At 68.5% G+C, this 21,009-nt stretch carries 20 protein-coding genes and 1 pseudogene; 14 read left to right on the top strand and 7 right to left on the bottom strand.

Features of this window, described 5'->3' with window-relative positions:
• Positions 1–20: 20 nt before the first annotated feature.
• Positions 21–1,118: an integrase core domain-containing protein gene (locus OHA86_RS06810; RefSeq protein ID WP_329173353.1), complete on the bottom strand. Its 1,098-nt coding sequence runs from the start codon at positions 1,116–1,118 to the stop codon at positions 21–23.
• Positions 1,119–1,373: 255 nt separating this feature from the next.
• Between OHA86_RS06810 and OHA86_RS06805 the strand changes: the two are divergent.
• Positions 1,374–1,747, top strand: a pseudogene (locus tag OHA86_RS06805) (tyrosine-type recombinase/integrase); the annotation flags it as partial.
• Positions 1,748–1,845: 98 nt separating this feature from the next.
• Here OHA86_RS06805 and OHA86_RS06800 read toward each other — a convergent pair.
• A protein-coding gene (locus tag OHA86_RS06800) for an IS5 family transposase (protein ID WP_329173351.1) occupies positions 1,846–2,654 on the bottom strand; the annotation gives its coding sequence in 2 pieces (ribosomal slippage) (positions 1,846–2,334 and positions 2,337–2,654; 807 coding nt in all).
• Between the two features lie 172 nt (positions 2,655–2,826).
• Between OHA86_RS06800 and OHA86_RS06795 the strand changes: the two genes are divergently transcribed.
• From OHA86_RS06795 to OHA86_RS06775, 5 genes are all read left to right on the top strand, one after another.
• On the top strand, positions 2,827–3,642 hold the full coding sequence (locus OHA86_RS06795; RefSeq protein ID WP_329173349.1) for an IS5 family transposase: 816 nt from the start codon (positions 2,827–2,829) through the stop codon (positions 3,640–3,642).
• 251 nt (positions 3,643–3,893) lie between these two features.
• A complete protein-coding gene (locus OHA86_RS06790) occupies positions 3,894–4,997 on the top strand; it encodes a hypothetical protein (RefSeq protein WP_329173347.1) in 1,104 nt (367 codons plus the stop codon).
• 635 nt (positions 4,998–5,632) lie between these two features.
• Complete coding sequence (locus tag OHA86_RS06785) at positions 5,633–5,938, top strand: hypothetical protein (protein WP_329173346.1); 306 nt, start codon at positions 5,633–5,635, stop codon at positions 5,936–5,938.
• 1,132 nt (positions 5,939–7,070) lie between these two features.
• Positions 7,071–7,409 carry a hypothetical protein gene (locus OHA86_RS06780; RefSeq protein WP_329173345.1) on the top strand — a complete coding sequence of 113 codons (339 nt, stop codon included), beginning with the start codon at positions 7,071–7,073 and terminating at the stop codon, positions 7,407–7,409.
• A 202-nt stretch (positions 7,410–7,611) separates the two neighbouring features.
• Positions 7,612–8,094: a RapZ C-terminal domain-containing protein gene (locus OHA86_RS06775; protein WP_329173344.1), complete on the top strand. Its 483-nt coding sequence runs from the start codon at positions 7,612–7,614 to the stop codon at positions 8,092–8,094.
• 289 nt (positions 8,095–8,383) lie between these two features.
• On the opposite strand, the gene OHA86_RS06770 is transcribed toward OHA86_RS06775, so the two are convergent.
• Positions 8,384–9,259 carry a LysR family transcriptional regulator gene (locus OHA86_RS06770; protein WP_329173342.1) on the bottom strand — a complete coding sequence of 292 codons (876 nt, stop codon included), beginning with the start codon at positions 9,257–9,259 and terminating at the stop codon, positions 8,384–8,386.
• A gap of 123 nt (positions 9,260–9,382) precedes the next feature.
• On the opposite strand from OHA86_RS06770, the gene OHA86_RS06765 reads away from it, so the two are divergent.
• Positions 9,383–10,381 (top strand): NADP-dependent oxidoreductase, encoded by a 999-nt coding sequence (locus OHA86_RS06765; RefSeq protein ID WP_329173340.1) that lies wholly within the window; start codon positions 9,383–9,385, stop codon positions 10,379–10,381.
• A 121-nt stretch (positions 10,382–10,502) separates the two neighbouring features.
• Here OHA86_RS06765 and OHA86_RS06760 read toward each other — a convergent pair whose 3' ends face one another.
• Positions 10,503–11,588, bottom strand: coding sequence for an integrase core domain-containing protein (locus OHA86_RS06760; protein WP_329173338.1), 1,086 nt, complete (start codon positions 11,586–11,588; stop codon positions 10,503–10,505).
• On the opposite strand from OHA86_RS06760, the gene OHA86_RS06755 reads away from it, so the two are divergent.
• The 3 genes from OHA86_RS06755 (at position 11,560) to OHA86_RS06745 (ending at position 12,973) form a co-directional block, all read left to right on the top strand.
• Positions 11,560–12,021, top strand: coding sequence for a hypothetical protein (locus OHA86_RS06755; protein WP_329182689.1), 462 nt, complete (start codon positions 11,560–11,562; stop codon positions 12,019–12,021). The genes OHA86_RS06760 and OHA86_RS06755 overlap by 29 nt on opposite strands.
• Positions 12,022–12,358: 337 nt before the next feature.
• Entirely contained in the window at positions 12,359–12,595 is a 237-nt protein-coding gene (locus OHA86_RS06750) for a hypothetical protein (RefSeq protein WP_329173336.1), read from the top strand.
• 213 nt (positions 12,596–12,808) lie between these two features.
• Positions 12,809–12,973, top strand: coding sequence for a hypothetical protein (locus OHA86_RS06745; protein WP_329173335.1), 165 nt, complete (start codon positions 12,809–12,811; stop codon positions 12,971–12,973).
• Between the two features lie 14 nt (positions 12,974–12,987).
• On the opposite strand, the gene OHA86_RS06740 is transcribed toward OHA86_RS06745, so the two are convergent.
• The 3 genes from OHA86_RS06740 to OHA86_RS06730 form a co-directional block, all read right to left on the bottom strand.
• Complete coding sequence (locus OHA86_RS06740; protein WP_329173334.1) at positions 12,988–13,770, bottom strand: DUF5677 domain-containing protein; 783 nt, start codon at positions 13,768–13,770, stop codon at positions 12,988–12,990.
• A 1,151-nt stretch (positions 13,771–14,921) separates the two neighbouring features.
• Positions 14,922–16,130: a tyrosine-type recombinase/integrase gene (locus OHA86_RS06735; protein ID WP_329173333.1), complete on the bottom strand. Its 1,209-nt coding sequence runs from the start codon at positions 16,128–16,130 to the stop codon at positions 14,922–14,924.
• Positions 16,131–16,148: 18 nt separating this feature from the next.
• On the bottom strand, positions 16,149–16,436 hold the full coding sequence (locus tag OHA86_RS06730; RefSeq protein ID WP_329173331.1) for a helix-turn-helix transcriptional regulator: 288 nt from the start codon (positions 16,434–16,436) through the stop codon (positions 16,149–16,151).
• Positions 16,437–17,238: 802 nt separating this feature from the next.
• On the opposite strand from OHA86_RS06730, the gene OHA86_RS06725 reads away from it, so the two are divergent.
• The 4 genes from OHA86_RS06725 to OHA86_RS06710 all read left to right on the top strand — a co-directional run bounded on the left by OHA86_RS06725 (position 17,239) and on the right by OHA86_RS06710 (position 20,977).
• Positions 17,239–17,460, top strand: a complete 222-nt coding sequence (locus OHA86_RS06725; protein WP_329173330.1) for a hypothetical protein — start codon at positions 17,239–17,241, stop codon at positions 17,458–17,460.
• A gap of 183 nt (positions 17,461–17,643) precedes the next feature.
• Positions 17,644–17,952, top strand: a complete 309-nt coding sequence (locus OHA86_RS06720; protein WP_329173329.1) for a hypothetical protein — start codon at positions 17,644–17,646, stop codon at positions 17,950–17,952.
• A gap of 461 nt (positions 17,953–18,413) precedes the next feature.
• Entirely contained in the window at positions 18,414–19,565 is a 1,152-nt protein-coding gene (locus OHA86_RS06715) for a glycosyltransferase family 4 protein (RefSeq protein WP_329182250.1), read from the top strand.
• Between the two features lie 137 nt (positions 19,566–19,702).
• Positions 19,703–20,977, top strand: coding sequence for a condensation domain-containing protein (locus OHA86_RS06710; RefSeq protein ID WP_329173327.1), 1,275 nt, complete (start codon positions 19,703–19,705; stop codon positions 20,975–20,977).
• The last annotated feature ends 32 nt before the right edge of the window (positions 20,978–21,009 follow it).

Genomic DNA, 21,009 nt, shown 5'->3' with positions numbered 1-21,009 from the left:
GAAAACCTCATCCGCAGAGGTCAGGCGGCATGTTGGTACTCGTGCAGGATGCCGCCGAGTCGTTCGCGTCGTCGTATGTCGAGGCGGGAAGTCTTGTCCGGATCGGCGATCTGCGCTGGCAGCGGGTGGAGCGGGCGGGCGTTGGCGATGCCCTGATGGGGTCGGTGGGAGTTGTGGTGGTCTTCGAACTCCCGTAGTGCGTGGAGCAGGTGCCGTTGGTTCCAGATCAGGGTGCGGTCGAGCAGTTCGCGCCGGCAGGTCTGTACCGACCGTTCCGTGATCGAGTTCATGCGCGGCATCTGCACGCCGCTGAGCACCACCTGGATCCCCGCATCGTTGAGGAGGGCGTCGAACAGGGCGGGGAACTTTCCGTCCCGGTCCCGGATCAGGAACCGCGCCCGGCAGTCGGCGTCTTCGAGGTCCATGACGAGGTTCTTCGCGGCCTGGGTCACCCAGGATGCGGTCGGGTGTGCGGTGGCACCGAGGATCCGGATCCGGCGGCTGACGTGCTCGATCATGGCGAACGCATACAGCCGCGTCCCGGACAGGGTGACTGTCTCGGGGAAGTCGCAGGCCAGCAGGGCGTCGGCTTGTGAGCGCAGGAAGTCCGCCCAGGTGCTGGAGGCCCGCTCGGGTGCCGGGTCGATGCCGGCGTCCTTGAGGATCTCCCAGACGGTGGACGCGGCCGCCTGCATCCCGAGAACGTGGAGTTCACCGTGGACGCGGCGGTAGCCCCAGTGGGGATTCTCCCGGGCGAGGCGGAGGACCAGGGCGCGGATGGAGTGCACGGTCCGCGGCCTTCCCGGGCGCTTGGGCCGGGATACGGCAGCGTGGCGGCGGGCGACCAGGTCCCGGTGCCGGCACAGCACCGTGTCCGGCCGCACCAGCAGCCGCACTTGGCGCAGCACCTGCATCGGCAGCCGGTGCAGCAGGGCTGCCAGGAACGCCCGATCGCTCGGGGCGAACCGAACCTTCTCCTTGTCGAGTTGACGTTCCAGCAAGGTGACCTGATGGCGCAGGGCGAGGATCTCCGCGTCCTTGTCCCGGTCGGTCATCGGCAGCAGGCGCAGTAGAGCGAACGCGTTCGTCACGGTGGGGTAGGCCAGTCGCAGCAGCACAATCGACCGTCATGCCGGGGCGGGCAGCAGCCGTGCGGGAGTGCCCACTTCGAGCGTCCATACCCGAGCCCCCTCGGAGCCCACAAACCGGCGCCCACCAGGGCGGATGAGGTTTTCGGCAGGGGCAAGGCCAGGCGCAGCAGCACGACAGATCATGATGCTGCCGATGCCCCGGGTAGGTGAAGACCTCGGGGTGAGGGGCTGGCTCAGCCGAAGACAGCGATCAAGGCCGTGGCCTGGGCGGATGATTTATCGGCACCCGCAACCACGTGGCAGTACACCGGGCGCGCGTTCAACACTCCCCAGGGCGGACCGATCGACCCGACTAACCTCACCCGCAGCTTCACCACGCTCCTCCGCAAAGCTGGCCTCCGCCGTATCCGCTTCCATGACCTCCGCCACTCCACGGCCACGCTGCTCTTGGAACAGGGCGCGAGCTTGTTGTCACCAAGGAACTCCTCGGCCACGCCCACATAGGCGTTACTGCCTCCGTCTACGCCCACATCCGGCTCCGTCTCCAGCGCGATGCCATCGACACCCTCAGCAGCGCCCTTGACGGTCCTGTCAGCGACGAGTCGAACCGCGACGACGGCGACGACCCGCCGCTGTGCGGAGCCACCGTCCACTGACGATGCCGTCAACTACTGCCGTCACCCACCGCAGAAGCCCCGCCAGGACGCACCTGACGGGGCTTCATCTTTGCCGCTGCTAAGAGCTCGTAACACGATCACTGTGTCTGTCGATTGAGGCGTCGCCAGCAGATGAGGCCGCAGGCGAGTGAGACGAAGGCGTTGTGGAGGTCGAGGCGACGTTCCCATCGGACGGCGAGTCGCTTGAACTGGTGGAGTTGGGCGAAGGTCTGCTCGACGACGTGGCGGAGCGTGCCGAGGCCGATGATGTCGCGTTCGCCCTTGCGGGAGATGACGGGCAGGATTCGGCGTTTGCGGAATTCTTGACGGTTGGGGTTGCTGTCGTAGCCCTTGTCGCCGAGGAGCGCGTCCGGGCGCTTGCGGGGATGACCGACGCGGCCGGCGATCGGTGGGATGCCGTCGACCAGGGCGAGGGTCTGGGTGACATCGTTGACGTTGGCCGCGGTGGTGATCACGTGGAACGGGATACCGCCGCCGTCGCTGATCAGGTGGTGCTTGCTGCCGGTCTTGCGTCGGTCGACGGGCGAGGGGCCGGTCGCCTCGCCGCCTTTTTCGCACGCAGGTGGGAGGCGTCCACGCAGGCGCGCGTCCAGTCGATCAATCCGGCCGCGTTCAACTCCGCCAGGAGTATGCGGTGCAAGGCATCGAACACCCCGGCCTGCTGCCAGCGGCCGAGTCGCCGCCAGCAGGTCTGCCCGGACCCGAAGCCCAGCTCCAACGGCAGCTGCTGCCAGGTGATGCCGGTGTACAGCACGAACAGGACGCCTTGTAGGCACAGCCGGTCGTCCACCGGGCGCGGGCCCGGCGACCGCTCCGGCCAAGCCGGCAGCAACGACTCGATCCGGGCCCACAGCTCGTCGTCCACGATCCATGGCTTCTTGCTCACGCCATCACGAACGGGCGAATCATCGCATCGGTCACGCCTCACCAGCAACGATCACCAAGATCGTGTTACGAGTCCTTAAGTTGCCTTTTGCCTCGCCCGATCGAGCGATATGCCCGATTGGGGGCCTCGTGCATGAGTGGTCTCATGACCTTCGGAGCAGCGTGAGCCGTATTTGAGTGATCTCTCCGATGCCCGCTGGGCGTTGATGGAACCTATCTTGACGGCCTGGCGGGCCGAGCGGCAGAAGACCTCGCTCAACCTCGGCGGAAAGGTCACCGACCTGCGAGAAGTCATGAACGCGATCCTCTTCCTCAACCGGACCGGCGTCCCCTGGCGCTACCTGCCACACGACTTCCCGCCCCACACCACCTTGTTCGGCTACTTCAGCTCCTGGACCGCCGACGGCACCATCGAGAAACTCGGCCTCCACCTGCACCGGATGGTCCGCGAGCAGGCAGGACGCACCGCCGAACCCACCGCCTGCGTCATCGACGCCCAGAGCGTCAAGACCGCCACCAGCGTGCCCACCGACACCCAGGGCACCGACGCCGGCAAGAAGATCGCCGGCCGAAAACGCAGCATCGCCATCGACACTCCTGGCCTGTTACTACTGGTCATGGTCACCGCCGCCAGCGTCTCGGACAACGAGGCCGGCATACAGCTCCTCACCCAGATCGCCGCCGACCACCCCACCATCAGCAAGGCACGGGTCGACACCGGCTACAAGAAGAAGGCGATCGAGCACGGCGCCACGCTCGGCATCGACGTCGACGTCGTCCCGCGAAACCAGCAGGTCAAAGGCTTCTCCGTGATCCCACGGCGGTGGGTGGTGGAGCGGAGTTTTGGATGGATCATGATGCATCGCCGCCTCGCCCGCGACTACGAGACCAAACCCGCCCACTCCGAGAGCATGATCCGCCTCGCGATGATCTCCAACCTCGCGAAACGAGCAACCGGCGAAACACCCACAACCTGGCACAACCCATGAACTAGCAGGTCTTCAACCGGAACGTCCTCTCAGAACCTTTTGACGCGGCCGTTTGGGTGGATCCGCGGCGCTTCCGCGCTGGTGCGGCTGTCGAACGGGGAGGCGGAAGCGGATGAGGGCAGGGCCGGATCCGTTCTCTTCCGGGCAGCCGGACGCGGTGCCGCAGCCAGCGCAGGCCCCGGGCGTGAGGTGGCCGCACGGCAGGACCCTCGACTGTGCATTGAAGTACTTCGACGAAGGGAAGTCCAACCATGGCTGTCCACGATCGAGTGACCCTCGCGCCCCGACGGGCCTGGAGGCACGTCAAGGCGGGAACCGCGGCGCTCACCCTCGTGCCGGCGCTTGCCGCGGTACCGCTGGCGGCCGGTTCCGCCTACGCCGCGCCCTCTGGCCAAGTGGGCCCCTGCCGGGTCACCGGAACCGCCACCACCTGCACCTACAGAGCGACCGGCGAGTCGGTGTTCACCGTGCCCAGCGGGGTCACTGCGGTCAGCGTCAGGGTCGTCGGTGCGCCCGGCGCCGCGGGGGTGGGCGGTGGCGCGGGCGGATTCGGCGCGGATGTGACCGCCAACCTTGCGGTGACACCCGGACGGACGTACTACGTGGAGGTCGCAGGCGCGGGCAACGGCAGCACCGGCGGATCCGGCGGCGGCGGAAGCGCGGGCGCCGGGGGTTCGGGCGGCGGAGGCGCCAGCGCGATCCAGATCTGCTCGGTGTCCGCCCCCGGTTGTACACCCACTGGCACGTCCGGCGACCCGCGGCTCGTGGTGGCCGGCGGGGGCGGCGGAGGAGGTCCCACCGCAGCCGGCACCGGCACGGTCGGCGCGGGCGGTGGCAACGGCGCCGGTGCCGGCGGCGCCGCTGGCACCGGCGGGACGGGCTCCGACGGAGCGCCCGGCCACCCCGGCGGCACGTTCGGCGCGGCGGGCGGCGACGGTGGCAACGGAGGTGCGGGCCAGACCGGTGGCGGCACCCAGGCCGGCCTGGGCGGCGGGAGCGCTGCCACGGTCGCGGGCGGCGGAGGCGGTGGCGGCGCGGCCGGCGGCAACGACAGCAACTCGGGCGGTGCGGGCGGCGGAGGCGGTGGCAGCACGGCGGGCGGCGGAGGCAACAACGGCGGCCTGTCCGGCGGGCCCGGTGCGGGCGGCGGCGCCGGGTCGGAAGCGGGTGCCGGTGGGGGTGGCTGGTTCGGTGGCGGGGCCGGCGGGGTCAACGGCGGTGGAGGCGGGGCGGGTTCGTCCTTTGTCACCACCTCCGCCACCGGGGCGGTCGCCACTCAGGACATCACCGGCCATCCCGAGGTGGTGATCAGCTATACCACCCCGTGCACTTGCCGCGACCACGGCAACTACTGAGGCTCTCGGGCGCAACCGCAACCGCAACCCCCACCTCCAGTCCGGCGACGATCCCGCAGAGCTCATCCCCCGCACACCGCGCACGGTCCACACCCACGGGCGTCCAGAGCATGCGCCAGGTCTCATCCCACTCGCAGCCGCAGCCGCAGCCGCAGCCGCAGCCGTGGTCCGGGTGCCGTAGGAAGCCGGCCACCGAACCCGGAACGGTTCAGTTCGGGGAAGGGTCCCCGTGACCGTTCCCCGAACGCTTACACAAAGCCCGCATACCGGACTAGCATCCTTGATCTGCTGCTACGAGTTCAGAAACAGCGCTCTGGTCGAATCCGGACGTACTGCTGTCCGCGTGCTGCATCATCCGGGCGGTATCCGGTCAACTCTCGCCGCCTGTGACCCTTTCCGCGAGGCAATGGCTCGCACCGGTGGGTTCGTCACGGGGAGATGTGAGTGAGGGCAGGTGAGCCGGGTGAGCGGATAGAGGGTATGCGTGGTTTTCTCATGTATTGGTGCTGGCGTGAAGCGGCCCGGTAGATCCTGGGCGCGGACTGCCGACCGTGTCCCACTGATGGCAGCGGGCAGGAGCCCCGGCGCACGCATCTGCCTGTAAAGGCAGTGAAGGCAAACGATTGGAGAAGATCATGATGCGTCGCTCCAAGCAAGCTCTGGCGGCCGCCTGCGCCGCAGCCTTACTGGGTGCCGGCGGGATCGCGGCCGCCGCGCCCGCCGGCGCCACCGCCGACACAGCGACCTGCTACGTCAAACCCGGCGTCACCGCGCCGTTCTACGCCTCTCCCGGCGGCAACGACTGGGTCTACTCCGTCGGTCCTGGAGGCGGCATCAACTTCAACGGCTACGGGCAGTACGTGAACGGCACTTGGTACTACTACGGCAACGGCAACGGCCACAGCGACGCCTGGTTCCGCCAGTATGACACCACCTGCTGATCTCGTCCCCCGCGGCCGCGCAGGGCGCCCCTCAACCCCGGCCGAAGGCGGCCAGCGATCCACACCGTGTGCCCTTCGGCAACTTCACGACACTGTGAGCGAATCCGGCTCGCCGAGTAGCACTCGGCGAGCCGGAGGACCGCGCAGACCCGTGCGTGCGCACCCGAGACCGGCCGCGCCAGACCGCCCACCGGGGCGGGTAGCCCCGGCCGGGCGGCCCGGGCCGGTGGGCGCCGGGGCTCCGCGTCCGGTCGGCGTCGTCGCCGTTATGCCGTTGGTACGCCGGCATCGAGGTGTACGTCAACTACGACTACATCCAGCTCACCAGCGAGAGCGACAGACTGGCCGACCGGGTCATCTTCCACCGCCAGGGCGACGGGTACATCATCGAGCACACGACCGGCCACTGGGACGGCTGCAGGTACTGGGAGGGCTACTACAACGACGGCATCTGGACACCAACAGGGGCCCGGTATCCCCGACGTCGCGTCGGGGATACCGGGCCTATTTGCGCTTTCGGGCAGCTACTTGTCGTTGCTGTTCAGCAGCAGAGCCCTGGTCCAGGTAGTCAGCTGTGCCATCAGCCCACGAACCTGGGCGGCTCGGGAGGCACGAAGGGCAGCAGGATCAAGGCCGGGACGAGAGCAATCGTCACGATGAGCACGGGCACGAGGACCAGCGCCACCAGGAGGGCGCGCTGGACTCCTCGAACGCGAGCGAACAGGAGGCTGGGCATCGGCAGCCACCGATCGGCAGCATCAGGCCCGCGACCACCTGTCTCTCACAACCACTGCCTAAAACCCGAGAGATCGCATCATCAAGGAGTTGGGACCGCCCTCGGAGCGGGAAGAACCACTACCTGGACAACCTCCGACCGCTCCCCCGCACGACCGGACCCCGGGCCCATCGGCGGGGCCCGGAATCTCGCACGTCACCGCATTGGCTAGCAGCGGCGCAGGTTCTCGACGAGTTCGCACCATCGAGCCGGTGGAAAAGAGCCTGCCCTGTTCACCACACACCCCAGGCCAAACCAATCTGCACAGTGCCGACTTCACGCCATTTGGCGTGATTCCCGGTGGTGTGTTGCCAGTTTTCAGCTCCTACGCTGAATTCCCGAGCCGTAGGAGAAAACATGTCGCGTACGCATACGAAGACCAGAACCGGCGTTCATGCCCTGGTCGGCGCAGCCCTGGTGATAGGCGGCCTTCTCGCAGGCGCCGGACAGGCACAGGCAGCCACCACCGTCCATTGCGGCGATGTCCTGATCAACAGCGGCTTCTACAACTGCGACCCGTTCACCGACACGGGTGGCCCATACACCTTCAACGCGGACACCTGGAGGCAGTGGAACCCCCTTGTCGGCGGAAGCTACGTGGCGGGGCACAACGTGCGTGCCACCTGCGAGAGCGTGACGCCGACCAGCGGCGGCATGTACATCGGAAACAACTGCACGCCCCTGGCACCCCAGTAACCACATCACCGCACCGCTCCGGACGACCACGAAGGCGGTCGGCATTGCCGATCATCCGCACAATAGAGGACACGGCCGGGGCGCCCTCCGCGTCCCGGCCCACCTCGGCCGAGCAGGCCGGCACTTCAACCGGGCAGTCACGTAGATGACGGGCAGCCTCTAATTTTGTCATTCAACTGTTGAGCTGCCCTTGCATCGCCTCGTGGACAGTGAGTTCCTCCGGAGTGCCGAGGAAGGCCGACCCGCAGCCGACGGGAAGGCGCTCCAAAACCATGGCGATGGCTTCCCAGACCGTCTCCGCAGGCCCACCGGCCCGGACGGCAGCCCCGTCCCGCCGACCGCCGACCGGATCGAGGACGTCCGCGACCGGCTGCGCGACCCGGCCGCCGCCCGCGACATCCTCGACCTGGACGGATTCCACCCCCGCGTCCAGGACGTCGTCCTGAACACCCCCGGCGCCCGCGAACTGCTCGCCAACCTCGCCGACTACGCCGACCTCCCCGCCGGCCCCCGCCGCATCGCCAACGGCTGCGCAGGAGGTCGGCACCGTGCAAGCGGCCTTACGGAACTGCTGGCCCGTGAACTGCGGGACTGCGGCCTCGAGGTCGCAGTCGAGCACCTGCACGTCCATCTGCCGCGCGTGCTCAAGGCGTCCGGCAGTACCAGTACCGGAGCGGGCGCATGACCGCGGCCCTGTACGAGATCGAGGCCAGCGAAGACGGCACCACCCACCTCGCCGAACACCTCTGGATCCCCGGCGAGGACGCCCTGGAGAACGGCTTCATCACTCACCACGGCCTGTACGTCACCGGCATCGACAGCCCCGCCGACGACCACCTCTACCCGATCGCGTTCGTCGCGACGCTGAGCCGACACAACCTAACCCCGAGCGATACCGGCAGATGCGCGACGAACACGGCGCGCGCGAGTACCGCTTGGTGCAGTTCAGCGCCAATCGGGTCGGCTGGTCCCGGTCAGGCTGCCGGGGCGGTCAGGACGGCCTCGGCAGCCAGCCGGAGATTCCTGATCATCGGATTCGGGTCGCCCTTGCGGCTGACCAGGACGACCTGGCTGGGGGGAGCGCCCTCGATCGGGACGGTGACGAGATCGGGACGCAGTGAGCTGCGCCGGTCGCCGACCGGAAGCACGGCGATCGCCCTGCCACTCGCGACGAGTTCGAGCTTGTCCTCGTAGCTCTCGATCGGCGGCACACCGGCCCCGAGGATCCGGTAGGAACTCCAGTCCGCGGTCTCGAACGCGCATGGCGCCGCCTCCGCGCCGGCCAATTCTTCCGCAGTCACCGACGCGCGGTCGGCCAGGGAATGGCTGCTCGGGACAACGAGCATCCGGGGCTCCTCATACAGTGGCGTGGTGAACACGTCGCCGGCGGCGAGCGGCAGCGGGGCCCGCGCGATCAGGGCGTCGACGCGCTTGTCGGACAGCGCCCCGACGTTGCGGCAGCTTAGGTGCCGGGTGGCGATCTCGGCGTCCGGATGACGGCGGCGTAGTTCCCGTACGGCGGCAGTGATCACCAGGTCTTCGACATAGCCGATGGCGATTCGTTCGGTCGCGGCTTGCTCACGCACGGCCAGCTCGGCCTGGCGGGCGGCCTGCAAGAGGGCTTGGGCCCGGGGGAGGAAGCTCTGGCCGGCCGGAGTGAGCCGGGTGCCCTGGGGCATGCGGTCCAGCAGCCGTGCGCCGAGACGCTTCTCGAGCCGTTGGATCTGGCGGCTCAGCGCCGGCTGGGCCACGTGCAAGTCAGCGGCGGCCCGGCCGAAGTGCTGGTGCGCCGCCACCACGGTGAAGTAGCGCACCAGCCGCAGTTCCAGGTCCTGTCCGAGATCGTTCACCCTTCCACCATACGTGTCATGCCGTTTCGGAATGATCAGGTTGCCGAACCGGTCTTGGACGGCCATGCCGTCCTGGGCCTTGACTGAAGGAGCAACGTTTCCCCTAGGAAAGCGACAAGCGCGATGAAGGCGATCCAGTTCCACGAAGCGGGCGGGCCGGAAGTTTTGCAGTATGACGAGGTGCCGGTTCCCGAGATCGGCCCGGGCGAGGTGCTCGTCCGGGTGCACGCGGCGGGCATCAACCCGCCGGACTGGTACCTGCGTGAGGGGATGAAGGTCATGCCGGCCGAGATGAGGCCGGCGCTGGAGTTCCCCCTAACCCCCGGAACGGACATGTCGGGCGTGGTCCAGGCGGTCGCTCCGGACGTGCTGGGGTTCGCCGTCGGTGACGAGGTCTTCGGCATGCTGCGGTTCCCCGGATTCGACGGCCGGACGTACGCCGAGTACGTGGCCGCGCCGGCTTCGGACCTGGCTCACAAGCCGACCGGTATCAACCACGTGCAGGCGGCCGGGGCGCCGATGGCCGTGCTCACAGCCTGGCAGTACCTGGTTGATCTCGGCCACGACGTGCCGTCTCCTTTCACCGGCCAGGTGCACCAGCCGGTGCCGATCACGCCAGAGATGACCGTGCTGGTCAACGGGGCCGCCGGTGGAGTGGGCCACTTCGCGGTGCAGCTGGCGAAATGGAAGGGGGCACACGTCATCGCGGTAGCCTCGGGCCGGCACGAGCAGTTCCTGCGCAAGCTCGGCGCCGATGAGTTCATCGACTACACCAGGACGCAGGCCGCGGACGTGGTCAGCGCCGTCGACCTGGTGATTGACACGGTCGGTGGCCCGGACAGCTCACGCTTCCTGACCGTGCTCAAGCGCGGCGGCACCATGCTTCCGGTGTTCTTCGCCCAGTACGACCCGGAAGAGACGGCGCGTCTGGGCATCACGGTCTCGAACATCCAGGTGCGTTCCAACGGGCCTCAGCTCGCCGAGGTCAGCCGCCTGTTCGACGAGGGCAAGCTCCAGGTCGGGGTTGACAGCACCTACCCGCTGCCCGAGGCGGGCAGCGCACACACGCGAGCTGCCCAGGGCCACATCCAAGGCAAGATCGTGCTGACGGTGGTCTCTTGATCGCCGAACTCCAGCAGGCGGTGGCGAACTACGCCCACGCCCTGGACGAGCTGAATATGCTCGAGCTGGAAGAGGTCCTGACCGAAGACACCTGTGGGGCTCGAAAAGTCATCGCTGCAGCTCAAGCCACGTACTGGTACTGGTTGATGACTCCGCCGAGGATGCGCGTCCGTAGGAGCTTGCCCGGTGTACTCACGGATCGGTCCGGCTGCTGGTGCGCGGCTTCGGGTGGCCGTTGGTCTTGTGATCGGTGCGGTCGGTGGGCGTTGTAGTGGTGCTGGTACTCGGCAAGTACGCGTCGGGCGTGGGCCTGGTTCATGACCAGAACGTGGTCGAGCGCCTCTCGGCGGATCGTGCCGATGACGCGCTCGCAATGGGCGTTCATCCGCGGCGCTCGGGGTGCGCTGAGCAGCACGTCGATGCCTTCGGCCTTGAAGACGGCGTCGAAGGGCTCGGTGTACTTGCTGTCGTGATCGCGCGGCACGAATCGGACCGGCCCGACGCGGGTGCCGAGGTCGGCGGTGAGGTTGCGGGCCGGCTGGACCGCCCACTTGGCGGTCGGGTGCGCGGTCACGCCGGTGATGTGCAGCTTGCGCGTGCGGTGTTCCAGGAACGCCGGCGCATACAGCCGCTTGCCGGTGATCGTGTCGATGTGGAAGAAGTCCGCCGCGACGATCCCCTCGGCCTGGACGGTCAGGAATTCCCGCCAGCTCGGGCCGGTGCGACGCGGGGCCGGGTCGGCGCCAGCCGCGTGCAGGATCTGCCAGACCGTGGACGGCGCGATCGAATGCCCCAACCTGGTCAGTTCACCCTGGATCCGCCGGTGACCCCACTGCGGGTTCTCCTGCGCCAGACGCAGCACCAGCTTCTTGAGCGCGGCCGCCGTCGGTGGGCGGCCGGTGCGCCGACGTCGGTCGGAGTAGTCCCACCGTTTCGCGATCAGCCTGCGGTGCCAGGCCAACAGCGTCCCCGGGGTGACCGGGAACACCCGCCCCCAGTCGCACCGCGGTATCAGCGACGACAGCGCGGCCGGCCAGAACCGGTCCGCGGGCTCGTAACGGACCGGACCAGCGAGTTGCCGTCGCAGCACCGCGTTCTCATGCCGCAGCACCAGCAGTTCGGCGTCCTTGGCCGTGTTGCGGCGCAGCAGGACGCCCGGCACGGATAGCAACGCACGGGTGATCCGATACACCGTCGAGATGATCACCCGCGTAGCATCCCAGCCGCCAGCGAACGCCTCTCACGCGGGCCCCACCTGCAGCGATGACTTTACGAGCCCCACAGGCCAGGGCACCTTCACCGTCGCGTACCGGTGGGGCCTGCCCCTGGGCAAGGCCGCGATTGCCGCCGTCTCGGAGCTGACGTGCGAGCTGGTCAAGGCCTGCCTGCCGGTGGGGACGTGCGGGCCGTGCCGGCTGCCGGGCAACGTCACCAAGCCGGCACGGCACGGCAGCACGACCACGACGCGGCAGAGCGTGACCGTCTCCGATTTCGACCCCACGGTCGTCTTCGATCAAGGACGCACCGGCCTGCCGCTGGTGGACCTGTGGCTGACGACGGTCAATCCGAGCCGGCTCGCGTCCCCCTCCCGCGTCTACTCGCCGGACTACAAGCGCCCGAGGGCGACCACATGGCCGTGAGCCCTCTTGCTGTCCAGCAGCTCGCGGAGACCGTGCTGGGCTGCGTGTGCGCCACCCTGGAGGCGGTCGCCTGCGAAGTGGCCGACCAGCCGGGGTGCCCCTGCCGGGCCTGCGTCGTTCCCGGAGCGTCGGCTTGGGACGGGTGCAACGATCTCTGCGGTGCCCGTGACCCGGGCGGGCAACTGACCGTGCACGTCGCCAGGATCCACCCGACGGTGGCGTTCCCGCTGGAGGACCGCCAGGTGCAGGGCGTCCGCAACTGCGCTGCGCCGACGGCGATTGCGGTGGACCTGGTCGTCACCCTCCTGCGATGCGCGCCGACCCTGGATGAGAGCGGGTGCCCCCCACCTGCGGGGAGCTGGCCGCAGCCGCGCAGGTCGCCCACGTGGATGCCACCAGCGTGCTCACCGCGCTCATGTGCTGCCTGCCCACGACCGGGACGCGGCGGCGGGGACCGCAGTTCGTGATCGGCCGGGGCCGGGTGCTGGAGCCGCAAGGCGGTTGTATGGGGGTGGAGCAGGCCCTCACCGTGGCGGTACCGAGTTGCGGCTGCCCGACCGAGGAGAGCCCGTGAGCCTTCACGTCAGTGTCGACATCAACCCCGGCTGTATTGCGCGCCTGCTGCACCAGCGCGGCAGCCGCGTGGAGCCAGGCTACGTGAGCGCGCGGCCCGGGTGGCGGAGATCGCGGCCCGGGAGGCCCCGGGCTCCATGGGAGATTACGTCTCCTCCGACGTCGAGGAGGCCCCCGGGGGCTGGTGGGCGTCGTGGTGTGCGACCACCCAGCGGTGCGATACGTCTTGGACGGCACCCGCCCGCACGTCATCCGGCCACGCCGGGCGAGGGCGCTGCGCTTTCAATCCGGCGGCAGCACGGTGTTCGCCAAGGTCGTCTACCACCCCGGCACCCGCCCGAACAATTTCCTGGCCAGGTCCCTACACGAGGGCCGCTGACGGCGCCTTCGCGGTCACTTCCTGCGCCGAGGCAGCAGGTCTTCCGGGAGTCCCAGGTCTCCGCATGCCTTGATCACCAGCTGCTTCAGCGGCTTGCCCGTGGTGAGTACGGGACTCATCACGCTGGCCGCCTGGAGCAGCGGCACTACCATCCAGCAGATGTCCACGAGGCGGTCCGTGCGCTCTTCACGGTGCACGGTGATCCGGCCGTCGTCGTCCTGCTCCACGAACGTAGCGGCGGTCAGCTCAGTGGTGTGGGTGTAGCCCGACAGGTTGCGGTACACCGGGTACAGGATCGAATCCCCGTAGGCCCGCACGAGGTTGACGAACTTGTCGATCTCCCCGATGAGGCGTTTGTGGCGCTTCGCCTCCGCCTCCGTGTGCTCGAAGGCGGGCTCCTTGCCGATGTCGACCCCCTCGTCCGGCAGCTTCCAGTCCACCTCGATCAGGTTGTCGAGGAGCTTCCTGCGCCCATTCCAGGAGGCCCACTCCACGGCATCGACGGCGGGCTGGCCGTTGTCGACCAGCCAGTGCATGGCGTAGGCGTGGCCGATCAGGTTTCGCATCAGCGGAGCGGCCACCGCGCCGTGACCGGCGTCGTACAGCGTCAGCATCGCGTCCGCGGTGCGGTTGGTGAACTGCCACCATCCCGCGAGGAGGGGGAACGCCGGGCGGTACGCAACGTCAGCGAGCGCGCCGGTGTTCAGGGCGTCATCGGCGGCGGCTATCAGCTGGGGCACGATCGCGCGGACGCGCTTGGCCGTCCGTTCGTTCGCCTTGAAGGCGGTATAGGTCATAGCGGTCGAGCGTACGCAGATCACCATGATCCCCGTCGAACTTTTCCGGGCGGCCGCCCCCCGGGTGCGGCGAGGGTGGTGCGTCGGATCGCTTCGACCAGGGCCGTTCCCGCTCGCTCATGCGGTGGGGCAGTATACGGAGACTAGCCGGACGATCAAGGGAATGCGGGGACGGCATTGAGTGACGTGACCACGGACACCTTCCTGGGGATGCCGATGTCCGTGAGATCCCTTGGCCGAAACCCTCAGGGGCGCCGGCCGGGCTGTCCACGGAGCAGGTACTCATCGCGGACGGGACCGATGCCCTGGAGGTCGCCATTGCGCGCGCTGCTTCTTGGCCCAAGGCGGAAGAGGGTCGCCGTCTGTGGAGCCTGCGGTGGGGCCGTCGTGCGGCTCCGGTCGTCCTGGTCGTCGATGCGTGGTACGGCGCGACAAGCGATGACATACCGGACCCAAATGTCTCAGCGCAAGGGCAACCGGATCTGAAATGCCAATGGGTTCCGAAGTCTGCCAGGAGTTCGAGCCGTGATCGGACCTCCGGCTCGATCTCGATGGGGTACAGGTCGACCTTAAGCTCCACCGTATATGTCGTAGACGGCATAAGCAGAAGTGAGTCCGCGTTCCTCGCGGACGTCACCCCAGCGCTCCGCGCCGGAAGACTCCGTTGAGATGGGGGCGTCGACACCACCTCGGCCGAGTTCCCGGCATGCCGCCTGCTGCCCGGCCGTGCCGCACCGTTGCCGGAGGCGTTGACACGGAATGTCACCAGCGCTTGCCGCCGATTCGTGAGCCTCTCACGCGGCTCTCACGGACTGTGCGTCATGAGGCGGTATCAGGTGTCGTGCGGGGCGGATGGGATAGGCCCTGACCTGGGTCTCTGGACGGATGAACACTGGGCGCACTTGTTCTCGACCGCTGGGGGTCAAGGGGTCGCAGGTTCAAATCCTGTCGTCCCGACGGTGCAGAGAGGCCCGCTGACCTGGCATATGGCCAGGTCAGCGGGCCTCTCCTTGTTTGTGGAATGATGCCCGTCTGATGACGGGTCAGTAGCCGGGGACCACTTGGGGATCATGGCTCTAGAAAACCCGCAGGTCAGAGGCTGTTTTTCTGGGGACCATGATCACGTGATTCGGGTGCGGATTGTGCGGTTCCTACAAGCGGCGGAGGGTTGCTGAGAGCCCTGGGGCGGGCGCCGGTAGTCCGGGTGTCTCGGTCAGGTGGGTGCTGAAGGTGCGGCCGGCGTTCATGACGGCTTGCAGGTCGGGGTGGAGGTAGGGCTGGGTGGTGTGCAGGGAGCCGTGTCCGGCGATCAACCGCGAGACGTGCAGGGGGACTCCGGCGTCGGCCATCCATGTCAGGCCGGTGTGCCGGAGGTCGTGGCGGCGCAGATGTTCATAGCCGAGCTTGCGTACGGCGTCGTCCCAGTGGGTGGCGTCGTGCAGGACGGCGGTGGTGATGCGTCCGCCGCGGGGTCCGGTGAACAGGCGGGCGTCGGGGCGGCTGCCGGCGGCGAGGACGCGTTGGGCGACCATCGGGCGGACCTCCTGGATGAGGGGGACGCGGCGGGCGGTTTTGCCTTTGGTGTTCTTGTCGGCGAGGCCGCCGGGGGAGGGGGTGGTCTGGCGTCGCAGTGTCCAGATCCAGTTGGTGAGGTCGATGTCCTTGACGCGGGCGCCGGAGACCTCGCCGATGCGGGCGGCGGTGGAGGCGGCGAAGGTGACGGCGTCGCCCCAGCCCGGGTACTGGTCGGCGGAGCGGGCGACAAGCGCCGCGGCGAGGTCTTGCAGGGCCGCCCAGTCGCGCAGGGCGAGCGAGCGGGGGTCGTCGAGTTCGTCTTCGGCGAGCTGGTACTGGCGCTGCCAGCCCTTGATGCGGGCGGGGTTGGCGGTGATGAGGCCGTCGCGGACGGCCTGCTCCATGACGCGTACCAGGACCGCCAGGGTGTTCTTGACGGTGGAGCGGCCCTCTCCGTCGGCGATCCAGGCGTAGGTGGTGCGGTCGACGGCTCCGTTGGTCACCATGGTCACCGGCAGATGGCCGAGCGCGGGCACGACGCGCAGCCGCCACCCGGCCAGGTAGGGGTCGGTGGTCTTGGGCTCCAGACCGCGCAGCGCCAGCGTCATGTGCGCGGTTCCGTATTCGGCGAGGGTCTGGGTCGCGGCAGTGGGGTCGATTCCGCGGGCAGCGGAGGTGTGAAGGGCGTCGAGCCACTCCTGCGCGCCGTCCCGCGTGGAGTGGGACTGCGAGAGCGACGTGCGCTGTTTGGTGTGGGGGTCGACCCATCGCACGCGGGCCCTGTAGGGGAGGCTCCGGTCGGGGCGGTGCTCGATGTCGGCCGACAGCGGGACTGCGATGGGCAAGTCATGGACGTAGGGCAATCAGGCCGTCTTACGCCGGGCGCCGGGTGTGGTGCGCCGCCCGGCCAGCCACGTCTGCAGGTCGCCCGTGTCGTAGAGGACGACGCGCTCGGACAGGCGGATGAACGGCGGTCCCTGTGGAGGTCGCTCAGCGCGCCAGCGCCGCACGGAGGACGGGTCGACGCGGAGGAGCCGGGTGGTCTCCTCGGTGGTCAGCAGCCGCGGGGGCTGCGGGCGGGGCGGGTTGGCTTCGGTGGCGGGGCAGGCTGCCTCGGCGTCCGTCACGGGTATGGCGGGGTCTTGCGGCATGCACTTCCTTGGCGTCGGCTCAGGGCTGAGACACGGCAACGGGCGGGAGAACGCGCAGAGTCCAGCCGTTGAGACGGATGCCCTCCTGCTGGGGAGCACCCGTTGGCCGACCTGCGGTTCACTGTCCATCTTCATCAGGAAATGCGTTTTGCCTGACGGTATTTTCCGTGTTATCGCCCTCGTGGAGACGCCGACGCCCCTCGGGCGGAGGCACTGACGGCTGGCCTCATCCGTGCGCGGGCGACCGGCCTGGTCGTGTCACCAGCAGGCTGGGGCGGCGGTGTGCACAGTGTCAGGGGCAGGCGGTACGAGCGCAGGCGGCACGGACATCGCCCGGTAGTGCGAGCAGCGTTTTCAACGGAACGCTCGGGACCGCGGATGCCGCCACGGCATCAACGCGCAGGGAAACAGTGCCGCTAAAAACAGCAACGGCTTCGGAGGGAGCTCTTTCCGGAGTTTCTGCAGGTCAGAGCTTTATCTGACGCTTCATTATGCGCTCTGCGTCACAAATACGCCACTTGCTCCGAGCTGAAATCTGAGATTCTGTCAGGTTTCCCAGTGTCGGTCGGCCACGCGGATTCGTACCCCTGCCGGTGCGCTGGCATCCCTGGTCGAGGCCGGCGTTGGGGGGCGTGAAGGAGCGCGACCGGGCGAACGTGCTTTCCGGTTGCGCTGGGTGACCTGGGTTTCCCCTGGCAAAAGGGGGACACGGGCGGGTGGGGGTTGGGCTGCTCGGGGTGTCGTGCGGATGGCGCCTTTGGGTGGTGGGCAGTCCTGCCTCCTCGACGTGAGGGGAATGGGCATGGTGCAGCAGTTGGTGCAGGGCGGTTTGGCCGGGGTGGGTGGCGGTCTGGTGATCGGCCGCCAGCGGGTGCGGGAGTTCCGGCTTGACGTCCCGGTGGATCGCGGCCGGGGTGTGACTGCGGTGGCGGGGGAGTTCGGTGCGGAGCTGGCGCGGGCGATCCGGGTGGGGCTGGCTCCGTCCGGTCCGGGGCCTTACGAGTCTCGGGGCCGTCGGAGCTGACCTGGTACGCGTTCGCTGTCGCCTACGCGCGGGATCATTGGGTGGGACGGGCGGCGACCAGGCGCAACGAGACGAGTGAGGCGCTGGCTCTGGTCACGCGGGCGATGCTGTGGGATGTGCCTGGCCGGCCGGGTGAGGATGTGCTGCACCGGGCGCTGCGCTCGTGGGCGTTCCTGGGTCCTGGTGCGAGCGGGCACGATATCCCCGCCGCTGGTCGACTTCCACGACCCGGTCGTGGCCCGCAGCGTCCTGGGGGCGCTGCGCCTGAGGCGCGACGGGAGCGCGGCGGCGCCGGAGACGGTGCGGCGCAAGCGCAAGGTCCTGGTGAAAGCCCTGTACTACGCGATGGGGCAGGGGGAGCTGGGCAGTCATCCGCTGAACCGGATCCGCTGGCGGGTTCCGAAGCAGGCCAGGTCGGTCGACCCGCGATCGGTGATCAACCCCCACCAGGCCCGCGACCTCCTGGCTGCCCTGTCCTACGTCGGCGGCTAAAAGCGGGCGGCCGGGCGGATTCCGCTACCCCGGGTGAGCCGCCGCACCGCGTCCCGCGCCCCAGGGCTGGCCCACCGGGCGGTGAACGGCACAGGAGGCGGCCCCACAGCCCGGAGGCGGCACCGCGGTGGCCGGCGCCCCGCGGCGCGCCGGACGCGACAAATCCGACCAGCAAGCGGAATGACGTCTCTCAATTGTGCGCCCTGCCAGCGCCGACCTGGGCGCGCATCGCATGCAATTGCGTCTCGGGAATTATTTTACAAATTCACACCATGGTTTTCCTGTAGTGTAAAATTACATCTGACGCCCGAGTGTCGCGTCATCCTCTTGTGTCACTCGTGTCGACCCTTGTATCGTCTGTTTCGGCCCGAGGAGAATGCCCGCTCGCGGGAGTGCAGTCGAGACTGGAAATTCCCGATACGTTTCAGGAGTGCGTCCACGTGCGTTTGACCATCGATGCCATGTCGACCTCCAGGTCGGGAGGTGTGGGAAATTACGCGAGACGTGTGATCAGCGGGCTGGCGGCCCGGGAGGACTTCGACGTCGTCGCACTGCTGCCGGACTTCGCGTACGACCGGGCGGAACTCCCGGAATCCAACGCGCATTTCAGGGTCGAGGTCGTCCCGACGGATTGCCCGACCCCGGACGGGTTCTACGATCGCCGTGTGCTGTGGGAGCAGGATGTCGCCCTCCGATATCTCGAGAAGATCGACCATGATGTCTTCTTCGGCCCCGTCTTCATGGCGCCGTGCGGCTGGCGGGGGCCGAAAGTGGTCACCGTGCACGACCTCGCGTTCGAGCGGCACCGCGGCTACAACACGGCGGAAAGCACGGCGTATTACTCTTCCTGGGCGCGAAAATGCGCCGAGCAGGCGGCGGCCGTCATGTGCATATCGCACCACACCCGGGCCGACGTCCTGGAGCGCTGGGATGTCGCCGCAGGAGTCTTCGTGACCCACCTGGCGCCCTGCCTGGCACCCGGCCCTGTTGACCAGGAACTTTCCGGACGTGTGGTCGCGCAGGCCCTTGGCCTGGCAGCGCCCTTCGGGCTCTACGTCGGCGACGCTGTTCCGCGGAAGAACCTCACCAGGCTGGTTGCCGCCGTTTCCCGCGAGGAGTGCTTCGGGCCGGGCTACCCGATGGTGCTGACCCTGCCTCCTTCAGCGGAACTCTCCGCGGTTCTCCGCGAGTACGGCGCAGAGGACCGCGTGCGCCCGATCGGCCACTGCCCAGAGGATCTTCTGCCGCACCTGTACGCGGCAGCCGACTTCCTCGTCTATCCGTCGCTCTTCGAGGGTTTCGGGCTGCCGCCGCTGGAGGCTATGGCCTGCGGTACTGCCGTCGCGGCCACGAGTTCCGGCGCGGTTCCGGAGGTTCTACAGGAGAACGCCCTCTATTTCGAGCCCCGGGACACGGACAGTATCGCCGCGGCAATCGGCCGGCTCGCACGCGAACCGCTCCTGCGCGAGGAATTGGCAGAACGGGGGCGCAGGCATGCCGCCCGGTACACCTGGGAACGGACGGTAGCCCGGACCGCGGAGGTCCTGCGGAATTGCGGGGCAGGGAGTCTTGCCGACCGACGGCCGATCGCAGGTCGAGTGAGGAGGGGGTGAGGGTGAAATTCGCTGAAAGGTTCCCGATCACGGATTCCGGTCGCCGTGAAGGACCACTCACCTGGGGGCAGAAAGCCCACTTCAACCACCTAGCCAAGAACGCCATGACAGAGGCCGCGCCAAGCGTGGGAGCACAGGTGGAGCCACCCGCGCAAGTCGGCGTCGAGGAGGCGGTGGCGGCGCTGCGCAGCCTGGTCGGGCGCCACGAGACGCTGCGGACCTCCTTCCGGTTCCCCGCCCCCGTGCCCACCTACCTCATGCGGCAGGGCATGGTGAGACAACACGTCTCGGACGTCGGCGAGTTCTCCGTGGAAGTCGAGGACGCGGCAGCGGACGACCTGGACGCCCTAGCTCAGCGCACGCAGCGCCGCATCTGCGCGGTTCCCTTCGATATCAGGCTGAGCGTAGCGATGCGCGTGGTCCTGCTCTGCCGAGGGGGGAACGTGCGCCGCGTCGTGTTCGGGGTGTCCCATCAGGCCGTCGACCAGTGGGGCGTCGGGATCCTCCGCGACGAACTGCGACGGCTCACTGGACCCACGGCCGGCGACCACCTGCCCGCTGCTAGGCAGCCGGTCGACCAGGCGGCCGTCGAGGGGACGGCCCGGTACCGGGAAAGGAGCCGCAAGGGCACGCGGTACCTGCGTGACGTCCTGGGCGGTACACCAGCGGCCCGGGCGCTGCCGGACGCGGCCGCCGGCGCAGGCGCGCGGAGCGCGGGCGGGGAGGGGGCGGGGAGCAGGATCACATCGGCGGCGGTCTCGGAGTCCGTGCGGAGGATCTCGTCGGCCCTGGAGATCACACCGTCCCTGTGCCTGATGGGCTGCGTGGCGCTGCTGGTCGCCTTCCACCAGCAGTCCGCCGGCACGCTGCTCAAGACCACCTACGCGAGGCGGCACTCCTTCGGTTCCGACGCGTACGTGGCTCCGCACTGCCTCAACGCGCTGGTGCCGTTCTCCGTCGATGCCAGCCAGTCGGTGCGTGAGTATTTCGCGACCGGATACCGGGCGGCACTGGCCGCCTTCCGGATGACCGACTACGACCCGGACGAGCTGGGCCGAATCGAGGGGTCCGTGCCCGGCGGCACGGACCGGGACGGCTTCTGCTACTTCAACTACCTGCCCGTAGCCGGGGAATCCCGCGCGATCGCTGTGCGCAGCGGCTCCGACCCGGGTGCCCTGGCCGTCACGACAAGGGTCTCCGCCGACCGGCCAGTACTTCTTCCGGCCCGCACGCTGGCGCAGGTCGTCTGCCGTGCGGTCGGCCCGGCGGAGGCGGTGATCCAGGTCAACGCGGTCGACGGTCTGGTGCCGGGCGGCCCATCGGCGTTCCTGCGCCGTCTCGAATCACTCATGGTGCGGGCCTGCGACGTCACTGCGAGGGTCGCCGACGTGCTCGCTGGGATACGTCGCTAGCTCACCTCCACTGTCAACCTCCCACTCAAACG

It is taken from the genome of Streptomyces sp. NBC_01477 (assembly GCF_036227245.1).
In the GTDB taxonomy this organism is placed as follows: domain Bacteria; phylum Actinomycetota; class Actinomycetes; order Streptomycetales; family Streptomycetaceae; genus Actinacidiphila.
The sequence above is the reverse complement of the archived record's forward strand: the minus strand, read 5'-3'. Positions and strand labels throughout refer to the sequence as shown.

Coding starts and splice junctions, on each gene's coding strand:
- OHA86_RS06715 (WP_329182250.1), top strand. CDS start 18,414: ATGTCGACCTCCAGGTCGGGAGGTGTGGGAAATTACGCGAGACGTGTG.
- OHA86_RS06725 (WP_329173330.1), top strand. CDS start 17,239: ATGGTGCAGCAGTTGGTGCAGGGCGGTTTGGCCGGGGTGGGTGGCGGT.
- OHA86_RS06765 (WP_329173340.1), top strand. CDS start 9,383: ATGAAGGCGATCCAGTTCCACGAAGCGGGCGGGCCGGAAGTTTTGCAG.
- OHA86_RS06740 (WP_329173334.1), bottom strand. CDS start 13,770: ATGACCTATACCGCCTTCAAGGCGAACGAACGGACGGCCAAGCGCGTC.
- OHA86_RS06780 (WP_329173345.1), top strand. CDS start 7,071: ATGTCGCGTACGCATACGAAGACCAGAACCGGCGTTCATGCCCTGGTC.
- OHA86_RS06785 (WP_329173346.1), top strand. CDS start 5,633: ATGATGCGTCGCTCCAAGCAAGCTCTGGCGGCCGCCTGCGCCGCAGCC.
- OHA86_RS06730 (WP_329173331.1), bottom strand. CDS start 16,436: ATGCCGCAAGACCCCGCCATACCCGTGACGGACGCCGAGGCAGCCTGC.
- OHA86_RS06790 (WP_329173347.1), top strand. CDS start 3,894: ATGGCTGTCCACGATCGAGTGACCCTCGCGCCCCGACGGGCCTGGAGG.